At 36.0% G+C, this 19,277-nt stretch carries 20 protein-coding genes; 6 read left to right on the top strand and 14 right to left on the bottom strand.

Annotation, left to right across the window (positions count from 1 at the left end):
• Positions 1–97 precede the first annotated feature (97 nt).
• Entirely contained in the window at positions 98–712 is a 615-nt protein-coding gene (locus R2Q77_RS07455) for a hypothetical protein (RefSeq protein WP_316803090.1), read from the top strand.
• A 63-nt stretch (positions 713–775) separates the two neighbouring features.
• Here R2Q77_RS07455 and R2Q77_RS07450 read toward each other — a convergent pair whose 3' ends face one another.
• The 3 genes from R2Q77_RS07450 to rplU form a co-directional block, all read right to left on the bottom strand.
• Positions 776–1,597, bottom strand: coding sequence for a hypothetical protein (locus R2Q77_RS07450; protein WP_316803089.1), 822 nt, complete (start codon positions 1,595–1,597; stop codon positions 776–778).
• 145 nt (positions 1,598–1,742) lie between these two features.
• Positions 1,743–2,147, bottom strand: coding sequence for a 50S ribosomal protein L27 (rpmA, locus tag R2Q77_RS07445; protein WP_316803088.1), 405 nt, complete (start codon positions 2,145–2,147; stop codon positions 1,743–1,745).
• A gap of 51 nt (positions 2,148–2,198) precedes the next feature.
• Complete coding sequence (rplU, locus tag R2Q77_RS07440) at positions 2,199–2,510, bottom strand: 50S ribosomal protein L21 (protein ID WP_039476071.1); 312 nt, start codon at positions 2,508–2,510, stop codon at positions 2,199–2,201.
• Positions 2,511–2,881: 371 nt separating this feature from the next.
• On the opposite strand from rplU, the gene R2Q77_RS07435 reads away from it, so the two are divergent.
• Both R2Q77_RS07435 and R2Q77_RS07430 read left to right on the top strand, forming a co-directional pair.
• Positions 2,882–3,802: a GLPGLI family protein gene (locus tag R2Q77_RS07435; protein ID WP_316803087.1), complete on the top strand. Its 921-nt coding sequence runs from the start codon at positions 2,882–2,884 to the stop codon at positions 3,800–3,802.
• A complete protein-coding gene (locus tag R2Q77_RS07430; protein ID WP_316803086.1) occupies positions 3,799–6,462 on the top strand; it encodes a carboxypeptidase-like regulatory domain-containing protein in 2,664 nt (887 codons plus the stop codon). Before R2Q77_RS07435 ends, R2Q77_RS07430 begins: the two co-directional genes overlap by 4 nt.
• A gap of 143 nt (positions 6,463–6,605) precedes the next feature.
• On the opposite strand, the gene R2Q77_RS07425 is transcribed toward R2Q77_RS07430, so the two are convergent.
• The 5 genes from R2Q77_RS07425 to R2Q77_RS07405 all read right to left on the bottom strand — a co-directional run bounded on the left by R2Q77_RS07425 (position 6,606) and on the right by R2Q77_RS07405 (position 10,939).
• The gene (locus R2Q77_RS07425) at positions 6,606–7,037 is read right to left on the bottom strand and encodes a VOC family protein (RefSeq protein ID WP_316803085.1); all 432 of its coding nucleotides are present in this window, start codon (positions 7,035–7,037) and stop codon (positions 6,606–6,608) included.
• Positions 7,038–7,051: 14 nt separating this feature from the next.
• Entirely contained in the window at positions 7,052–8,398 is a 1,347-nt protein-coding gene (locus R2Q77_RS07420) for a M56 family metallopeptidase (RefSeq protein ID WP_316803084.1), read from the bottom strand.
• A 112-nt stretch (positions 8,399–8,510) separates the two neighbouring features.
• The gene (locus R2Q77_RS07415; protein WP_316803083.1) at positions 8,511–8,873 is read right to left on the bottom strand and encodes a BlaI/MecI/CopY family transcriptional regulator; all 363 of its coding nucleotides are present in this window, start codon (positions 8,871–8,873) and stop codon (positions 8,511–8,513) included.
• A 119-nt stretch (positions 8,874–8,992) separates the two neighbouring features.
• Positions 8,993–9,493: a hypothetical protein gene (locus tag R2Q77_RS07410; RefSeq protein WP_316803082.1), complete on the bottom strand. Its 501-nt coding sequence runs from the start codon at positions 9,491–9,493 to the stop codon at positions 8,993–8,995.
• Between the two features lie 60 nt (positions 9,494–9,553).
• Positions 9,554–10,939 (bottom strand): dicarboxylate/amino acid:cation symporter, encoded by a 1,386-nt coding sequence (locus tag R2Q77_RS07405; protein ID WP_316803081.1) that lies wholly within the window; start codon positions 10,937–10,939, stop codon positions 9,554–9,556.
• 159 nt (positions 10,940–11,098) lie between these two features.
• Between R2Q77_RS07405 and R2Q77_RS07400 the strand changes: the two genes are divergently transcribed.
• The 3 genes from R2Q77_RS07400 to R2Q77_RS07390 are packed head-to-tail and all read left to right on the top strand — an operon-like array spanning position 11,099 to position 12,760.
• The gene (locus R2Q77_RS07400; RefSeq protein WP_316803080.1) at positions 11,099–11,596 is read left to right on the top strand and encodes an RNA polymerase sigma factor; all 498 of its coding nucleotides are present in this window, start codon (positions 11,099–11,101) and stop codon (positions 11,594–11,596) included.
• A complete protein-coding gene (locus R2Q77_RS07395; protein WP_316803079.1) occupies positions 11,583–12,182 on the top strand; it encodes a hypothetical protein in 600 nt (199 codons plus the stop codon). The genes R2Q77_RS07400 and R2Q77_RS07395 overlap by 14 nt, the downstream gene beginning before the upstream one ends.
• 32 nt (positions 12,183–12,214) lie before the next feature.
• Positions 12,215–12,760: a DUF922 domain-containing protein gene (locus R2Q77_RS07390; RefSeq protein WP_316803078.1), complete on the top strand. Its 546-nt coding sequence runs from the start codon at positions 12,215–12,217 to the stop codon at positions 12,758–12,760.
• On the opposite strand, the gene R2Q77_RS07385 is transcribed toward R2Q77_RS07390, so the two are convergent.
• From R2Q77_RS07385 to R2Q77_RS07360, 6 genes are all read right to left on the bottom strand, one after another.
• Complete coding sequence (locus tag R2Q77_RS07385) at positions 12,754–13,140, bottom strand: diacylglycerol kinase family protein (protein WP_316803077.1); 387 nt, start codon at positions 13,138–13,140, stop codon at positions 12,754–12,756. The two genes, R2Q77_RS07390 and R2Q77_RS07385, sit on opposite strands and share 7 nt — an antisense overlap.
• Before the next feature lie 253 nt (positions 13,141–13,393).
• Entirely contained in the window at positions 13,394–14,011 is a 618-nt protein-coding gene (locus R2Q77_RS07380) for a hypothetical protein (RefSeq protein WP_316803076.1), read from the bottom strand.
• Positions 14,012–14,070: 59 nt separating this feature from the next.
• Positions 14,071–15,981, bottom strand: a complete 1,911-nt coding sequence (locus R2Q77_RS07375; protein WP_316803075.1) for a beta-N-acetylhexosaminidase — start codon at positions 15,979–15,981, stop codon at positions 14,071–14,073.
• Between the two features lie 338 nt (positions 15,982–16,319).
• A complete protein-coding gene (gene trxB / locus R2Q77_RS07370; protein WP_316803074.1) occupies positions 16,320–17,276 on the bottom strand; it encodes a thioredoxin-disulfide reductase in 957 nt (318 codons plus the stop codon).
• A 119-nt stretch (positions 17,277–17,395) separates the two neighbouring features.
• On the bottom strand, positions 17,396–18,559 hold the full coding sequence (locus R2Q77_RS07365; protein WP_316803073.1) for a dipeptidase: 1,164 nt from the start codon (positions 18,557–18,559) through the stop codon (positions 17,396–17,398).
• 166 nt (positions 18,560–18,725) lie between these two features.
• Positions 18,726–19,268 carry a hypothetical protein gene (locus R2Q77_RS07360; RefSeq protein WP_316803072.1) on the bottom strand — a complete coding sequence of 181 codons (543 nt, stop codon included), beginning with the start codon at positions 19,266–19,268 and terminating at the stop codon, positions 18,726–18,728.
• Between the last annotated feature and the right edge of the window lie 9 nt (positions 19,269–19,277).

Here is a 19,277-nt window from a genome sequence, read left to right as displayed (position 1 = left end):
GAGTGACGAATATAACGAAAGGCCAGTCTGGAGAAGTGTTCTCACCATTTGCCTGTTTCTGTTTGCATTAATCAGATTTGGTTTTTATTGTTCAAAAATGGACGATAGAAAACACAATAAAAGTAGAAACGAAAATGATATTGCTTTAGATCAGTTTCGCAACAACGTTAGTCGGCAGCCCTACAATCCGGGTACTGCTACAGCAAATCAAGACTATAGCGATGTATTTTATTTCGGATATAATTATTTAGACACCATCAGTAAATTCCAAAAAGAAATTTACCAAATGGTAAAATTGGATAAAGATTCTTTAGTAAATATTGATTTTACCACAAAATTTAAAGTTTTAAAAAATTCGTATCTACAGAACACCCACGATAATACACTGAGATATGCCGTTAAGACGCCTCAAAACCTTAGTATTTTTATCCACAGTGTGGAAGGCAAAAGCACCCTAAATGATGCTTTTAAAAGCTTAAAAGGAGATGCACAGCTTCGTAATTTCCGCGATTTTATTAAACTTGGAAAAACCTCCAAATTTGTATCTTATTCTATCCGAAAAAAAGCAGCAACATTTAAAGGAATAGCATGCCTGATGGGCGATGAAGAATATAAATTATTTATTGAATTTGAAAGCAACAAGCTTTCACAGATGGATTTAGAAGCTATAGCCTTACGTTATACAGCAAACAATTTGATTTCGAAAAAATAATATAAATTAAAAAAGCCGACAGATAATTTCTGCCGGCTTCCAATTGTTAATTTTAGGTAGGGATTAAGATTTTATTAGCAAATATTTTATCCAAAAATCGGACTTCTGATCAACAGCATTTTCACCGCCTGATGGACGTTGTCCGCCACGACCGCCACCACCACCGCCACCCATTTTACCACCACCACCCATGCCGCCTCTTCCGCCACCCATGCCACCGCCTTTTCCATGTTCTCCACCTTCGCGCATACCGCCTGGTTTTCCAGCTCCTCTTTTAAAAGAGTTTAATTTAATATTATAGGCAATTGGCTTTTTTAAATTTAAATCTACCTGCAATTGTGAAAGTGGAATTGCAAGCTCATAAATAAGATCACGATTTGGTTTTACCACCATTCCACTTTGTATGCCATAATTATTTTCAGGTGCTACAATCCCATCAGCAATATTTTTAAAGCCACTCACTTTTATCCCTTTTCCCATTATCTTCTCATCCGGTTCATGCTTCCCATCATTTGGGATAACAGTCGCTTTATCACCTTCAGCAGGTATTGGCGGCCTTTCCCTTAAAGGAAATGTTAATTCCACTCCGGTTTTCTTTTTACCGGTAGTATTAATGTTTAAAGTAATGCCCCCAGAAAGTACTTTCATGGTTGTTTCAGGATCGAGCGATTCAATGACGATGTATAAGTTCTGATCGTCGTTTGCAAGTGCAAAAGCCAATTTTGTATCAGAATTAAATTCGTTAAGGGGCTCATTCCATTCGTTCGATATGCCATCTGCCTTAAAAGGTTTAAGCATTCTCATATTGGTTTCGGTTTCCTGTGCATTTACAGCAAAACTGCCCATAAGCAATAAAGCTGGGAGAGATATTTTTATCAGTCGCATTCTTATTCTATTTTGAATGCACGAATGTAAAATACAGACTTGTTAAAAAGTGTTATTTAACAGAGTTTAACAATGTAAAATATTTATAACGCAAAAAAGCCCGAGGTTAAAACCACGAGCTTTTCAATATTATTTTTACGACTGATTATTCTGCAGATGCAGCTTCTTCAGAAGCTTCTACTTTTTTAGCAGGTGCTTTTTTAGCTTTAACTGGAGCAGCTTCAACTTCTTTAGCTACAGCCTCTTTTTTAGCAGGTGCTTTTTTAGCTTTTGGCTCAGCAACAACTTCTTTAGCTACAGCAGGAAGAATAGAAACGTAAGATTTGTTATCTTGTTTCTTTCTGAAAACTACTGTACCATCAATTAAAGCAAATAAAGTATGGTCTTTTCCTAAACCAACATTTTTATCTGGATGATGTTTTGTACCACGTTGACGTACTAAAATGTTTCCAGCGATAGCTTCCTGACCACCGAAAATTTTAATACCTAAACGCTTACTATGCGATTCACGTCCGTTTTTCGAACTACCGGCTCCTTTTTTGTGTGCCATGATTTTATATTTTTTAACTCGCTAAAAGCGAATTATTGGGTTAACAATTAATTATAACGTGATGTCAGAGATCTGAATCTTAGTGAAAAACTGGCGGTGACCATTTTTCTTTTTATAACCTTTTCTACGTTTTTTGTGGAAAACGATTACTTTATCACCTTTTAAATGAGATACGATCTTAGCTGAAACTTTAGCACCTTTAACTGCAGGAGCTCCTACAGTGATTGCACCACCATTATCAACCAACAATACATTATCAAATTCAATACTAGCGCCTTCATCTCCTTGCAATCTGTGTACAAAAAGGTGCTGGTCTTTAGCAACCTTAAATTGCTGTCCTGCTATATTTACTATTGCGTACATTGTTTAAAATTTGTTTTTAATTTTTATTTAACGAGGTGCAAATATAGAACAAATACTATTAACACACAAACACATATTGAAAATATTTGAAGATATAATTTAAGCCCATTAAACATAACCTCATTTGTTATCAATTTCAGCTTATTAAAGCCCTGTTATTTGGAGAATAACCAAACGTTTTCGTTCTATAAGCTCAATATTATATGTTCCCCTATTCCCTCCCATGCATTGCAGCATTCTTCAAAACCCCAATCACTCATTTTAGCCTGACTCGGCGCAGCTTTGTTAAAAATTGTTAAATTCGATCTTTTGTATTACGAATATTTCGTAGATTTACGAAAATTAAATAGACAACCTAAACTTAAATAATTATGAAATGTATTTTATTAAGCTGCTGTACAGCAATGATTGCGGTATCTGCCTTTGCACAAAATCCTGATAAAGCCTTAGCAAGAGTAAGGTATACCTTTAGCCATATAGAAGATACCACCCAAAGAGATAAGCCAAGTACAGAAAATATGCTGCTCGTTACCGGCAACAATGCCTCTGTATACACCAGTTATGATAAGATTAATCAAATGGCCAATATGCGAAATCAAATTATGGAACAGGTGAAAAATCAGGCAGGAAATACTACACAAAACATTAAAGTAGAATCTAAATCAAGTAAGCCCATTACACAGGTTGATTACTTCTTTTTTGCGAACGAAAATAAAATGATTACCAAAGAGCGTTTATTTAACAGCTATCTGGTAGAAGAGCCTGCTGCTACCATAGACTGGAAAATAACCAAAGATACCATGAGCTTTTCGGGTGTACACTGTCAGAAAGCCACTACACATTTTAAAGGCAGAAACTGGATTGCATGGTTTGCTACAGAAATTCCTTTTCAAAGTGGCCCGTGGATGCTTAATGGCTTACCAGGTTTAATTGTAGAGGCTTATGACGAAAAAAAAGAGGTTCAGTTTCAGTTTGCGGGCCTTGAAAAAGTTATAGAGGAAGCAGATAAAACTGAAAAATCAGCGGTTGCAGGAACAACCATTAAAATGGTGGGTATTGAAACTGATAATTATTTAGGCGGCGAAATTAAGCTCCCTACAGATGCCATTAAAACAACCAGAAAAGAATTAGATAAACTTAAAGCAGCAAGGGATAATGACCCACAGGGTTTTATGCAGGCTCAAATGGCTGCAAACGGAATTAATGGCTCTTTCAAATCCAACACTGTTAGAACGCCTGGAACAGTTAAAAAAGAAATTAACAATCCAATAGAATTACCTGAGAAAAAATGAGAAAGCTATATATATTAATGGTTTTCTTTATTCTGGGCACTGCATCTGCCTTTGCCCAGAAACAAATCAAAGGAAAAGTTAAAGATATCAATGGCAAAGGTGTTGAATCGGTTAATGTAAACTTAAAAGATACAGAAGGTAATATAATCAATTTTACCAGGAGCAATTCAAAGGGCGAATTTACCATACAGCTGAAGAGCGATGATGTAATTGGCTACAGTATTGAAGCTTCAAGTATTGGTTATAAAAAATCGGCATTCAAAATTGCAGATATAAATAATGCACCTGAAATTGTTTTGCAATCAAGCGAAACTAACCTGGAAACCGTTACCGTTAAAAATCGTCCGTCATTGTCTGCCAGAGGCGATACCTTAAATTATCGTCCTTCAGATTTTGCCGATAAACAAGACCGAAGTATTGGCGATGTATTAAAAAAAATGCCGGGTATTGAAGTTGCAGAAGATGGAAAAATCAGTTATAACGGAAAATCAATTTCCAACCTGTATGTAGATGGTGATAACCTTTTGGACGACAAATATAATATTGGCACCAAAAGCATTCCTAAAGATGCAGTGGATAAAGTTCAGGTGATTCAAAACGATCAGCCCATTAAAATGATGCGCAAAAACAACATGAGCGATGATGTAGCTTTAAATTTGGTTTTAAAAGATGAAGCAAAACTAAAAATTATGGGCGATGCAACAGTTGGTGCAGGAACGCCAGATCGTTTTGACGAAAATTTAACCGCCATGATGTTTAATAAAAAACTCAAATTTATCAACAATATTAAGGGCAATAATATTGGGATTGATCCTGGTATTGACTTAACCGCTCATAATTTAGCCGATTACCTTAAACGCTTGGATAATGATAAACCAGCCGGCTTGCTTTCTACAGGTGCTGCCGGCGTTCCATCTCTACCTCAAAGCAGGTATCTTTTTAATAAAGCAGGTTTGATTAATTTAAACAACCTATATAAGTTTAATGCCGACCTGCAATTAAGGGCTAATCTTTATTATTTATATGACGAAAGGAAACAGCAATACAACAAGTTTTCGGAAACGTACTTACCAGGAGAAACCATTCGTTATACAGAATTTCAAAACAATGAAATAAACCCTCAAAAATTACGTGGACAATTTAACTTAAACGGCAACGCAGATCGATATTATCTGAATAACAATTTAGTTATAGACTACATCCCATTTAAAACCAGGTCAAACATTAACATTAATGAGGTACCGGCAAACCAATTCCTTAAACAACAAACGTTCGATCTCTCCAATGAGTTTAATTACCGCAGAAAATTAAAATCTGAAAATGTAATCAATTTGTATTCTTATTTAAACAGAACTACCCAGCCCGAAGAACTGAATGTTACGCCAGGCTTAAATGCTGACCTTTTGAATAATGGAATTCCATATGCAGGTTTAAGCCAATACCTGAGTTTGCCAACCTGGTATACCAATAATTATTTTTCTTTTGCTTTAGTCCAAAATAGATTTACACAAACTTACAGGGCAGGTTTTAATATTCAAAACCAGGAATTGAATTCATCCTTATATCGTATCCAAAATAATCAAACAACCGAGCTGGTTTCAGTAAATGCGGTAAATGACCTCAACTGGTTAAAAACCAAGTTTTATACAGAAGCAGTTTATGATTATGCAGGTGAGAAAATAAAAGCTGGGATAAGTTTGCCTTTAAGCTATAATACCATTAATTATAATGATCCTGTGAATGCTTTGGATAAAGATTTAAAAAAGGTATTCCTTAACCCATCCTTTAACTTTAAGTATCAAACCGGAATTGAGAACTATGTAGTGGCAAATTATTCATTCAGGAATGACCTTGGCGGTATTGATGATGTTTATCGTGGTACGGTTCTAAGAAATTACCGTTCGCTTTTTGCCAACAATGCACCCGTTGCGGAGAGTAAAACGCACAGCGCTAATGTTGGATTTAATTTCAGGAAAGCCATGCAAATGTTTTTCCTTAATTTAAACATTGGATACAACAACACAGAATTAAATACCATTTCATCTTTTACTTTAAACAATAACATCCAGCAACGGGTGGTATTGCCGCTAAAGAATTACCAAAAAAGCGTATTCTTTAATGCAAATGCCAGTAAATATGTTTTTGCCTTAAAAAGCACAGTAACGCTGGGTGTTAACGCTTCGCAAAGCCAATATCAGCAATTACAGAATAATGATTTATTACCCATTACCTCGCAAAGCATTTCTTATAAAGCCGGAATTGAAGCCAGAATTGCCAGTTTTATAACCTGGTCTTACCTTGCAACCTACGCCGTAAGCAACAATAAAACAAAAACCGCGCAAAGCATAAACACCAGTTTTCAGCAATTAAGACAGCAATCTACAGTATCCTTTACAACGTTCAAAAATGTTTTTGTTAATCTATCGGGTGAGCATTTATTTACGCACCAGGCATCACAGCCTAACTTAAAATATCTATTTGCTGATGCAAACATTAAGTATAAACTAAACAAACTAAAAACAGATTTAGAATTTGGATTAACCAACTTAACCAACATTAAAACCTTTGATGCTGTTTATTTATCTGCCAATGCTTTAACTTCAGGCACTTATTTAATTCCAGGCAGAGTAGCTATGCTAAAAGCAAGGTTTAATTTTTAAGCAAAAAGTTGTATTATACATTCAATTAAGATCAAATTCTGTCACATTGAGCCTGTTGAAAAGCTTTAAAATAAATTTAAATATATTTTCAACAGGCTCAGAATGGCAAACCCCTATTTAGGATATGTACCTTTTCTTAAATGCTAAACTTCCCTCTTTTCAAAAACGATTTCGTATTTAATGCCTTCCAGATCTTTAAAGAAAAGTGCGTAATAATCTGCACCATGCTGGGGATAGAACTTAGGCGCATTTACAATCTTCGCGCCTATTTCCTTTACTTTTAAATATAAAGCATCAACTTCTTGGATAGAATTTGCTTTAAAGGCTAAATGATGAATTGCCCCGGGTTTTCTCCGATGAATAATTTCATCTTTAAATACCGAACGCGGCGAATTAATAGCAAAAATAGGCAACGGGTGGATATACTCTACTACCTCAAATTCATGTGCGGCAACTTGCCCCCTGGATTTACGATTGATATCAAAACCTAAAATAGGCATTAGCTGATCATAAAAAGGTTCAAAAATACTTAAATCCTTTACCGTGATTTGGATATGATCAATTATTGGGATCATGGTAAGTCAAAAAGTTATTTTTGTTTAGCCGTAATTTTCACCTCATTATCCTGTTTAATTGATATTCCTGAAATCATGCCCGGATTTAGTTTATTCAATTCGTCTTTTGTAAGTTTCTTCCCATTAAAAAAATAAACAATATTTTTAGGGGCTACGGTACTGTCTGCGGCAATTTTAATATCTCCTGTTTCAGAAAAAGTTTTAAACTCATTACGCGTTTCTTTTTTCTCCCCGGTTCCTCTATGTGTAATAATCGTAATGTTCTTTATGGTTGTTTTCTTACTATTCGTAGCAGAATCTGTAAAGGTAAATGTGCTTGAAAAATTCGATATTTCAGCTCCTTTAGCAGGTAGTCCACCAATTGCTTTATTTTCAAAGTTGTTTACAATAACCTTTAAAATTTTATCAGTAGAATCTTTAAAATTAAATGTTTGATGCATAACCCATACTGTCTTTTTCAAACTATCTTTCTCAAGGGGCTTATTTACAACCGGTTTCTTCTTTCTAACAATTGTTTTTTGCAATACAGTTGCTGCTTGTACAGGTTCTGCTTTAGTACCAGGCAAAACCCGATCAACAAATTTCGAAAATGGAACAAGTTTCTGCTGGATTTCTTTTTTATTAATGGTGAAGGCTAATGTAATGGCTAATATGGGTATAGCAAGTAAATATCTCGTTAAATTTAATGATGAAGATTTTTTTGCGTTCATCATCTTAATCCGCTTTTTTAGGTCAGATAGGTTAAAATTGTTTACAATAGCAACTGATGGCTTTAAAGTACCAACATCAAGCAAGCTGTATTGATAGGCTTTCTTATCAATACCTCTTTTTAAAATTTTAGCATCTGTTATAAACTCTATGTTTTCCTTTACTGCTTTTTTCATCAACCATACACCTGGATTAAACCAATAAAAAACCACGCAAATTTCTGCGAGTATAATATCCAGCGTATGCAATTCCTCAACATGTACTTTCTCATGCTCAAGTATATTTTGCAGGTCATGCTTTTTATGAATCTGGGGATTAATATAAATGGTTTGCCAGAAACTAAAGGGACTTACCTGATCGCTCAGAATCCTTACTTTATATTGTTCTAAATTTCCAGGTACCGAGTTTTTATGCATCCGGCGCAACGATATAAATTGGATCGCCAACCTCAAAGCCATAATAATAACGCCGGCATAAAATAAAATGGTAACCAATTGCCAGTAAAAAGGTCCGTTACCAGGCTGGGCAAGGCGACTCACACTTTCATTTAGCCTCGGCAAAATTGCCTGAACGGAAAAATATTGTCCTAAAAATTCGGTTAAATTAATAAATGGATATAACGATGAAAACAGGATACCGAACAGTAAAAACATTCGGTTTATAGCGTAAAAAGTTAATCTTCGTAGAACAAGGTAATAGGTTGCTGCAAAAAGAATGAGCACTAAATTTATCTTAAACAGCAGAATGAAGAAATGTGGCATAGCATTACTTTTCAGGGTTTTCGATCAGATTAATAATCTCTTTTAATTCTTCAGCACTTATCTTTTTATCTTTTGCAAAAAACGCAACCAATTCTTTATAAGAACTTTGAAAGTAATTATTTACAAAACCACTCATAAAGCGTTTTTTATAGTCAACCTCTTTCACTTTTGCACTGTATCGGTTGGCATTGGCAAACTTTTCGCTTAAAAGGTAACCTTTGCGTTCTAAATTCTTTATGGTAGATGCGAGTGTGGTATATGGTGGTTTGGGTTCGGGCAGTACATCCATAAAATCTTTTATAAAGCCTTTACCTATCTGCCAAACGGCAAGCATTGCTTCTTCTTCCTGTAAAGTTAATTTCTCCATTATATTACGAATATATCGTAAACATACGAAATTCTCTTAACAAGAAAAAAGACTTTATCAAAATACTAACAACGAGTACTTTAATAAAGTCTTTATAAATTTAATGAATGGTTTGGAAATTACTTTCCGCTTCTCTTTTCAGCCTGGTTTATGGTTTCTTCTATTACTTTACGCATTTGCATGGCGGCATCCAATAATTTCGGATTCCCGTCAAAATCGCCATAAATAACAACATGTTTAGACTTCTCTTTGTAATTAAACTGCAAATCGTAACGTGGTATAGCCATTGATTTGGCACTTTTTACCCCTATCGTATCCGGAAAATTCCAAAGCCCCAGTTCGTTTGCTTTACTGTGGATGTAAAGAATATCGTCACTTTTCAGGAAAACTGTTTTTTTAACTAAAGAATCACGGCTATTTACATACTGGTAATGGCCATCTTTAGAATTGTATTGATTTTCTAAAGTATCTTTTACGCCCCAGGTATATTGCATGGAAACAAAATCTGCTTTGCGAAATGGCGCATTTTGTATAATGGGTTTATAATAAATGTAACAGTAAATAATCATCGGAACGATGATGGAAAGCGCTAAAAATATCTTTTTTCCTCTATTTGACACTGATTTTAATAATTGAATGGGTGAATGAATTATAATGTTATTTGCAGCAAAGGTATTAACTTAAACGGAACCTTCGGGCTTTAGTTCGCCTTCCCATTTACTTACCACCGCCGTTGCAATGCTATTACCGACAACATTGGTTGCAGAACGTCCCATATCCAGCAATGGATCTATACCGATTAACAAGGCTAAACCAGCTTCGGGAATGTTAAATGAAGCAATGGTACCTGCTATAACAACAAGGGATGCCCTTGGAACGCCGGCAATTCCTTTACTGGTAAGCATCAGGATAAGCAACATGGAAATTTGTTGCTCGAAACTTAAATGAATACCATAGGCTTGTGCAATAAATAACGAAGCGAAAGTCATGTACATCATAGAACCATCCAGGTTAAAAGAATAACCTAAAGGCAATACAAAGCTTACAATTTTGTCTTTACAGCCAAATCGTTCTAAAAGCATCATGGTTTTTGGATACGCAGCTTCACTACTGGCTGTACTGAAAGCCAAAATAGCGGGTTCTTTCATGTCGTTTACCAAACCAAAAATGCGTTTTTTAAGCACCAGGAAGCCTAAGAAAATTAAAACTCCCCAAAGAATGGCTAATCCCAAATAAAACTCTCCGATAAAAATGGCATAGGTATTTAAAACATTTAAGCCTTGTTTGGCAATAATGGCTGTCATTGCACCAAAAACGGCTAAAGGTGCAAAGTTCATTACATAACCTGTCATTTTTAAAATTACGTGTGCAATGGCATCAAAAGCTTTAATAACAATGGCGCCTGCGGGGCCTATTGCGGCCGTGGCTACTCCAAAAAACAACGAGAATACAACAATCTGCAGAATTTCATTATTCGCCATTGATTCGGCAATACTTTTAGGAAAAACGTGGGCTATAAAATCTTTAACACTTACAGCAGCTTTCTGAATGCCGGTATTAACCAGATGATCTGGCAGCGGTAATTTCATATGCCTACCAGGTTCGAACCAGTTCACTAAAATCATCCCTAAAACGAGCGACATTAATGACATAGCTAAAAACCAGCCGAGTGTTTTAACCCCGATTCTGCCAACTGCCTTAATATCGCCTACTTTTGCCACACCTACAACCAGCGTTGTAAATACCAGCGGTGCAACGATCATTTTAATTAAACGAAGAAAAATATCACTTAAAAGCGTAAAGTATTCAAGCTTTTTTTCGCGGATTTCTTCATTATCCCTTTTAATTTTTGCGTTTATCTTCCGTTCTGCTTTCAGTTGAGCAAACTGCGTGGTGGTTGTATCGGTAGTTTTAGCGATACTAACTTCTATATTTTTAACTTTTGCGTCGGCAGTGAGGATATTCTGATTGTAAACATCAATAGAATTAACGTTTAGAATATAGCCCAAAGCAATACCTGCAACCAATGCAATAAAAATAAATAACGTGAGTTTGTTTTTCTTCATTAATAAAATAGTATTTGGCTTTTTTAATTTGGTAAAACTACGATATTTACGGCGTGTAACAAATTTTGATTTATAGAGTAGTTTAAATTGAACTAAATTTTTACTTAAACTGTAACAAAAGGGCTTATTCACCATCTAAAAAGCAATTATCACCCTTAAATGGAACAAAAAGACAAGTTATTTAAGCAAATCTTCGATTCGAATTCCAAAAAGATATTCCATTTATGTTATGGTTATACAGGCGATACTGATGCTGCAAACGATCTCCTTCAAGAAACATTTTTAAAAGTTTGGCAAAATCTGGATAAATTCAGAAACAAATCTTTAATCTCTACCTGGATTTACAGAATTGCAGTAAACACCTGTTTAACTTACCTCCGATCTGAAAAAAGACAGGCAAAAGATGAACTAACGGAAAATATCATTGAGAATAAAGTAGAAGAATTTTCAGAAAAAAATGAGCAGGTTGCCTTACTTTATAAGTGTATTTCTAAACTTGAAGAAAATGATCGTTTAATTATTACCATGGTACTTGATGAATTACCATACCACGAAATTGCTGATATCTCCGGAATTAGCGAAGGCAATTTAAGGGTTAAAATTCACCGTATTAAACAAAAATTAACAGAACTATATAGCCAGTATGCAAGCGTTTGATCAAATACAGGAGTTGTGGCAAAAGCACGAGGTAGAAGTAAAAGTTTCTGCTGATGAAATGCTGCAACAAGCCAAAAAAGAGGTGAATGGTTTAAAGTTAAAATCTGCTTTAAACATTTTAGGGATGCTGGTGTCTTTTATTGCCATTGCTGCTTTGTGGATATTTATGCATTTCGAATCCTGGACAACGCACCTCGGCATAAGCATTATTATAGCTGCAATTGCTGTATATACAGTAATTCTTTACCGTGACTATCGTTTAATTGCTAAAAACGATTTTACGGCTCATCCAAGTGCGTATTTAAACAATTTAAAAACCTATCAATTAAACAGGTATAAGCTTTACAATTCGCTTTACTGGTTTTATGCCATTGCCCTATCCTTAGGTATAATCTTCTATTTTGTAGAGATTTTCACTTATTTTAATACGCTTCAAAAAGTTGCAGCCATTGTATTAACTTTTTCCTGGATCATATTCTGCTCAACCATTTTAAGAAAAGCTGTAATTAAAAGAGAAAAAGAAAGAATTGCTTTATTGATTGAAAAGTTTGAACGCATCAGCGGACAGATTTCTACACCAGAATAATTTCGGCATGGTTTTTTCATTGTAGAAAATCAATGAAAAAACTATTTGCTGCCTTTCTTATTCTTTCTTTGCCATTTGTTTCACTTTGCCAAAGTTTCACAAAACCTGTTCAGCTAAACTGGGAAACTTATTTTAAAGGCAAACCTGAACCTGGCTCCCCTTTTTATGCGCTTACTGCCATGACCTGGCGCTACAGCTACGAATCTACCGTTTACCGCAATAAAGTAACCATTAAGCTTAAAAATGAAATCAGCATCGATAAAAGCCGATCTTGGGTAAGATGGGACAAGATCAAAAATGAGGATATTAGAAATAGTTTGCTGCACCATGAACAGGGCCACGTAAATATTCAATTTATTTTACTTAAAGAAGCCGATCGGGTTTTAAAAGGCAGAACCTATTCTGTTCAAAATTATAAAGCTGAAATATCTGAACTTGCCAACAGCATCAGCAATTTTTACGATACCATGCAAAAAAACTATGACGAAGAAACCGAACATGGAAGTAATCATAAAATGCAGGCCCGCTGGGACGATATTATCCAGGAGAAAATGGATGAAGCCACCGCGAATCAGTAAAGCCCACCAAAAATTTTTGGAATAAAAATTAAACAGCCAACCGTAAAAGCTAACATTGCAGCGACTAAAACGGCTGCAGCTGCTAAATCTTTTACAAGTTTAATTTTGGGGTGAAAATCTGTTGTAACGGCATCTGCAAGTTTTTCTATAGACGTATTTAATATTTCTGCAACAAATACCGCAGCAATAACCGCTAAAATGGCAATCCATTCAAAGGTAGAAAGGTGAAGACAAAAAGATATTCCGATGGCAAAAATAGCGGCAATCAGGTGTATGCGTCCGTTATGCTCAGATACAAAAAATTGCCTCAAACCATTAAAAGCGTATTTAAAACTCTTAATACGATCTGTAAATGAAAACTTTTGAGATTCTTTACCCATTATTAAATGCACTATTGCCGTTAAAGGTACTGAAACAATTATAATCTATCGTCATCTCGACTGTAGCAAAGCGGAACGGAGAGATCTTTTACAGATACAAACCAAGAAATTCTATTCAAAGATTTCTTGTCAACGCCCCATCGTCATCTCGACTGCAGCAAAGCGGAACGGAGAGATCTTTAAATAAACAAACCAGGAAATTCTATTCAAAGATTTCTCGGCTGCGCTCGAAATAACGGTTTATCTATACCTTTTACTTTTTAACCTCTTCGGGCTTTACTTCACTTGTAGAGAAACTATTCCCGCTTAATTTATACTGATAAGTTTTAATCATTTTTTTAGTACTGTCCGCTACATCAGTAACCGGGAAAGACCTGAATAAGTCTCCGTTTTTAATAAAAAACTTATCATTCCCGACATAGCCTTTTTTCTGACCTGAACTCAATGAGGGAAAAGCAATTTTATTAAAATCTCCGCCAGCGTATTCATAAACATTAAGGTCGGAAATATTTTTTTTGCTTAACAACTGAACATAAAATTCAGGATTACCATCATTATCCAAGTCCATATTCCAGAAATCAGTGATTATGCCTTTCCGCTCAGCCGCAAGAGATTTATAATTGTTCCTCACAGAATCAGACATTAAAATCTGATAACCACCAAGTGAGTCTACGCCCTTTCCCCAGCTGATAATTTCGAAATTTAGCCCAGGTTTTACTTCAATATCTTTATAAAATTTAAAGGGACTTTTAACTACCTGGCTAAGCCCTGTTCTAACTTCTTTTACTGGTTCGGCCTCGGTACAGGCAAAACAAAACAGCACCCCTGCCATAAGCAAAAGATGCTGTAAAGTATATTTTCTATAATTCATTATTTAGTGTGTTTGGTTGCACCAAAATAAGAATTTTAGCTTTTTAAATCAAAGATTTTTTATTTCTTGGCTTCTGTCTTTGCTTCAGGGGCGCCATTATTAAGTATGGTTTCAGCCACTACACTTCTTCTTCCACTTGGTGCAATTACAATTGTTTTTAATGTTCTTTTCTCACCTTGTGGAACCGTAATTTTAATCGGGCCGGTGTATAAAAATGCATTTTCAGACGGGCGTGATAAATCAATTGAATAATAGATCTTTCCACCTACTACAGGCACTTTTAAATCGATGGTAAAATCGCCACCGGTTAAAGGCTTATCACTCTGGCCAATTGGTGTAGGTACCCAGAAATTAATACCCATTTTATCTAAACGCGCCAAATGTACTGGCAAACGCTCTTCAGAAAAATTCTTTAAATCTTTACGTTCAACTGGCGACCAAGCAATTTCGGCAAGCGCCAATAAACGTGGAAAAGCATGATTTTCGGCCTTTGCAGCAGTTTTAATGTATTCTGTCCACATGTTTGCCTGCACCCCTTTAATGTATTTTCTTTCGTCGGGAGCCAATACTTTTGGAATCGGATCGTAGGCATAGATTTTTTGATAAGGAGCAAATCCACCGATGGTAACGGGCTCATCAGGAGAATTGGATTGTTTATGATCTATGTACAATCCCATCGAACCCGGCGTCATAATTACATCGTGTTTCTGTTGTGCAGCTGCAATACCACCATCTTCGCCTCTCCAGCTCATTACAGTTGCATTAGGCGCTAAACCACCTTCTAAAATTTCATCCCACCCGATAATAGAACGGCCTTTGCTATTTACATGTTTTTCTATCGTGTGAATAAAATAACTCTGTAACTCATGCTCGTCTTTTAAGCCTTTTTCTTTCATTAAAGCCTGGCAAAACGGCGATTCTTTCCAATAAGTTTTTGGTGCTTCATCGCCACCGATATGGATGTATTTTGATGGGAAAATAGCTATTACCTCATCAAGAATATTGTTGAGCATGGTAAAAGTATTCTCTGAGGGAACAAAAATATCATCAAAAACGCCCCAGGTTTGCTGTACCTGTTTACCTTTTCTGCTACCGGCCCATGGTGTTTTATCGCTCACAAAAGTATCACGATCTGGGAAACAGCTTAATTCGGGATAAGCGGCAATTGCAGCAGATGCATGGCCTGGTAATTCAATTTCGGGGATAACGGTAATGTATTTTTCAGCGGCATATCTTACCACCTCTTTGGCCTCATCCTGTGTATAAAAGCCCTTAACTGGTGTTAAGTAATTGCCATTACCCGGATAATTGCCAATAATTGAACCATTGCGAGATGATCCGATCTCTACTAATTTAGGGTATTTTTTAATCTCTAATCTCCAGCCCTGATCGTCTGTCAAATGCCAGTGAAAGGTATTGATTTTGTAATAAGCCAACTGATCGATATACTTTTTGATAAAAGAGATCGAAAAAAAATGACGGCATACATCCAGCATCGTTCCACGGTAGCTAAAACGCGGGTAATCATTAATATCAACAGCAGGAATGGTAATTTTATCGGCTACTTTATCTGGCATCATCTGCATAGCAGATTCAACTGCATAAAATAACCCCGCACCTTTTCCGGTTAAAATAATTTGTGTTGGGGTAACTTTAATGGTATAACCTTCTGCGGGTAATTTATCGGCTCCGTTTGATGTAACCAATATTGATTTTTGCTTAGGTTGTGTAGCCTTTGCCTCGCGTAAGGCATAGCCGGCTTTAGTAACAATAAAGGCATTTAATAAATCAGCCATTTTAGCCCCATCAGGGCCTTCGTTAATGAGTACTACGGTTTTATCAAGAACAAAGCTGCCACTATTTTTGGTAATGGAGAACGGGGCTGGGATAATACCCAGATTGGGATCGCTTTGCGCAAAGACTGATGTGCTGAGTAAGGCACAAAATAGAACTGGAAAAATTTTGTTCATGGTTAGAATTGTGTGTTTTACGGTTTAAATTACCCCTAATATAAAGATAAAGGAAATACCTCTTTTACCACATTTTTGTTACCAACCAAATCAAACGTTTGCGCAAAGTGCTTTTTGCTTATATTGTTTAATTATTGGCTTTTTAAGTTTAAAGATTGAAAAGCCATTTTAATAATTGTTTTCGAGAATATACCTTGATAACCTTTTAAGAGAACTGATTTATACAATTTTGCAACCGAGCTTCCGGATTATAAAAAAGAATTGACAATTAAAGCATACAAAAAAAGGCTTTCTGAATTGATCAGAAAGCCTTTTTAAATATTATAAAATTATAAGCCCTATGCTTCTACCGGATGTTCTTTTGCAGCTAAAAAGCGTTCAGCATCTAATGCGGCCATACAACCAGAACCTGCTGCTGTTACAGCTTGCCTGTAATACATGTCCTGCACATCTCCGCAAGCAAAAACACCTTCAATATTGGTTAATGTTGATCCTGGTTTGGTTAAAAGATAACCCGTTTCATCCATATCCAATTGTCCTTTAAAAATATCGGTATTGGGTTTATGGCCAATCGCAACAAAGAAACCTTCAACCGGAATTTCAGACTCTACACCAGTTTTATTATTTAATACTTTAACTGCAGTAACATTTTTACCGTTACCTAAAATTTCCTGTGTTTCTGTATTGTAGTGAACTTCAATATTAGGTGTAGCCAAAACACGGCTAACCATCGCTTTAGAAGCTCTGAATTCGTCTCTACGAACCAACAAATGAACTTTACTGCAAAGCTTGGCTAAATAGGTTGCTTCTTCTGCGGCAGTATCTCCTGCCCCAACAATTGCCACTTCCTGTCCTTTAAAGAAAAAACCATCACACACTGCACAGGCCGAAACCCCAAAACCATTGTATTGCTGCTCACTTGGCAGGCCTAACCATTTGGCTGTAGCGCCAGTTGCAATAATAACGGTATCGGCTGTAATGGTTTTGATTTCATCAACCACAACTTTATGCGGGGTAGATGAAAAATCAACTGAACTTACATAACCGAAACGGATATCGGTACCGAAACGCTCTGCTTGTTTTCTAAAATCTTCCATCATTTCTGGCCCCATAATTCCTTGTGGATAGCCCGGAAAATTTTCTACATCAGTAGTTTGTGTTAACTGGCCGCCAGCTTGCATACCAGTATACATAATTGGTTTTAAATCAGCTCTGGCAGCGTAAATTGCTGCAGTATAACCTGCAGGACCAGAACCTATAATTAAACACTGAACGTGCTCGTTTTCTTGTGACATTATATTTGTGTATTGAAATGTATTACCTAAATACAAAGATAATTCTTTAAATAATTATGGACAACACCGCATTGTCAACATAGTTTACTTATTAACATTGCACCTAATTTTATAGCGAATTATTTTCCTTTATTTGCTTTAATTACTCTGATTACATTTCCGCCTAAAATTTTATCTATATCCTTTTCACTATATCCGTTTTTTACCAGTTCTCCGGTAATTTTTGGATAATCGGCTACGCTATTTAAGCCAATCGGGAAAGATTCAGCCCCGTCAAAATCGGCACCTAAGCCTACATGATCTATCCCAGCCAGTTTTACCATGTAATTAATATGTTTAATCAATAAAGAAATTGGCGGCCGCAATGCTTCTAAATCTGCCTGATGATTTGCCAGTAAAGAATCAATAGCTGCAGCTTTTCCATAGCGATCAGCAAGCACCTTTAGCTCACCGTCGTACCTTTTAAAAAAGGCAGCCTGCTTGGTATTATAAGTAGAATCAAGAAAACCGCTGTAAAAATTGATGCAGATTACGCCATTATTTTTAGCCACCGCTTTAATTTGATCGTCTTTTAAATTCCTTGGAACAGGGTTTAAACTATAGGCACAGCTATGAGAAACGATAATCGGTTTTGAGGAAACTTTAATTGCGTCGTAAAAAGTCTTTTCCCCAACATGGGATAAATCCACCAAAACGCCTAATGCATTCAGGCGTTTAACTACATCACGTCCAAAGCTATTTAATCCTGCATTTTCAGGTTTAACCTTCCCCGAAGTTTCTTCTGCAGCCGAACTTGACCAAGATGTACTGTTATTCCAGGTTAAAGTAAGATAGGCCATTCCTCTTTTAGCCAAACTATCTATATAATCCAAGCGGTTATCGATCATGTGCCCACCTTCAACCCCAATCATAGCTGCAAGTTTTTTATTTTTAACCACTTGCTCCAATTCGGCCCCGGTTCTAACCAATTGTATCTTATCCGGGTAACGTTTAATTAAGCTGTATAACGAATCAATTTCCCGGTTTGCGTATGCATAGTTTCCTGTTTCATCGCACCAAATTGAAAAAAACTGCACATCTAAACCACCCTGCTTTGCCCTTACCAGATCAAAATTGCCTTTAGTTTGAAGTTTGCCAATATCAAAACCTGTTTTAAGCGCCGCATAAAAAACATCTCCGTGGGTATCGATAACGATCGCTTTTCGATGAATATCGGTGGCAGATTGTGCATAAACAAAGGTATTGGATAGCAGAAACAGCAGTAAGAAGTTAAAGTTTTTCATAAAATGAAATTAAGCATTTACCCGTACTTTATGGGAAAATGCTTAATTTTTATGAAACTTATTGAAAAGGATAACTTGAGGTGATTAATAATTTATTCAGCATCCTTATAGCAACAATGGCCCTGAAATAAATTCATTGTGGTGGTTATACGAGCCTAAAACCTAATTAAAATTGCTGATTTAACCCTGCATTTAGCAACCAATCGGCTTGCGATCTTGCTGATCCACTGATTAAGGTTTTTGAAGCTATTTTTTCCTGTGCACTTTTAATCGAATTGCTGATCATGGTATGTTCAATCATTTCATCCTCTTTTACGCCCATCTTCCGCATGAGATCTACGATGCGTCCGCCACCAAATAGCTGGAAAATAGGTTCAGATAAGGATGATAAAACAGTTATTTCATCCTTTCCAAATTCAGTGGCTTTTCGCTGCTCCTCACTTGCCAAAGGATGGTGTTCAACAAAAACAAGTTCTTTATTAGCTTGGGCTGTATTTAAATAATCAGCTAAGTAAACCTTCTCTTCCAAATTGTTTTCGTGAAAATAGGCCTGAAGTTTACTTCTCGTCTCTTCAAACCAGGCAACAAAGGTTACGTTTGGATTTGATCGGTTAAATTCGAGGCAAGCACCAAATTTAGCTTCATCTGATATCCAAATTTTATCGACAACTTTTATTCCTTTATTTTTTTTACTGAATAATCCGAACATAATAACTGT

This window comes from Pedobacter nototheniae, assembly GCF_032678625.1.
GTDB lineage: Bacteria > Bacteroidota > Bacteroidia > Sphingobacteriales > Sphingobacteriaceae > Pedobacter > Pedobacter nototheniae_A.
The sequence above is the reverse complement of the archived record's forward strand: the minus strand, read 5'-3'. Positions and strand labels throughout refer to the sequence as shown.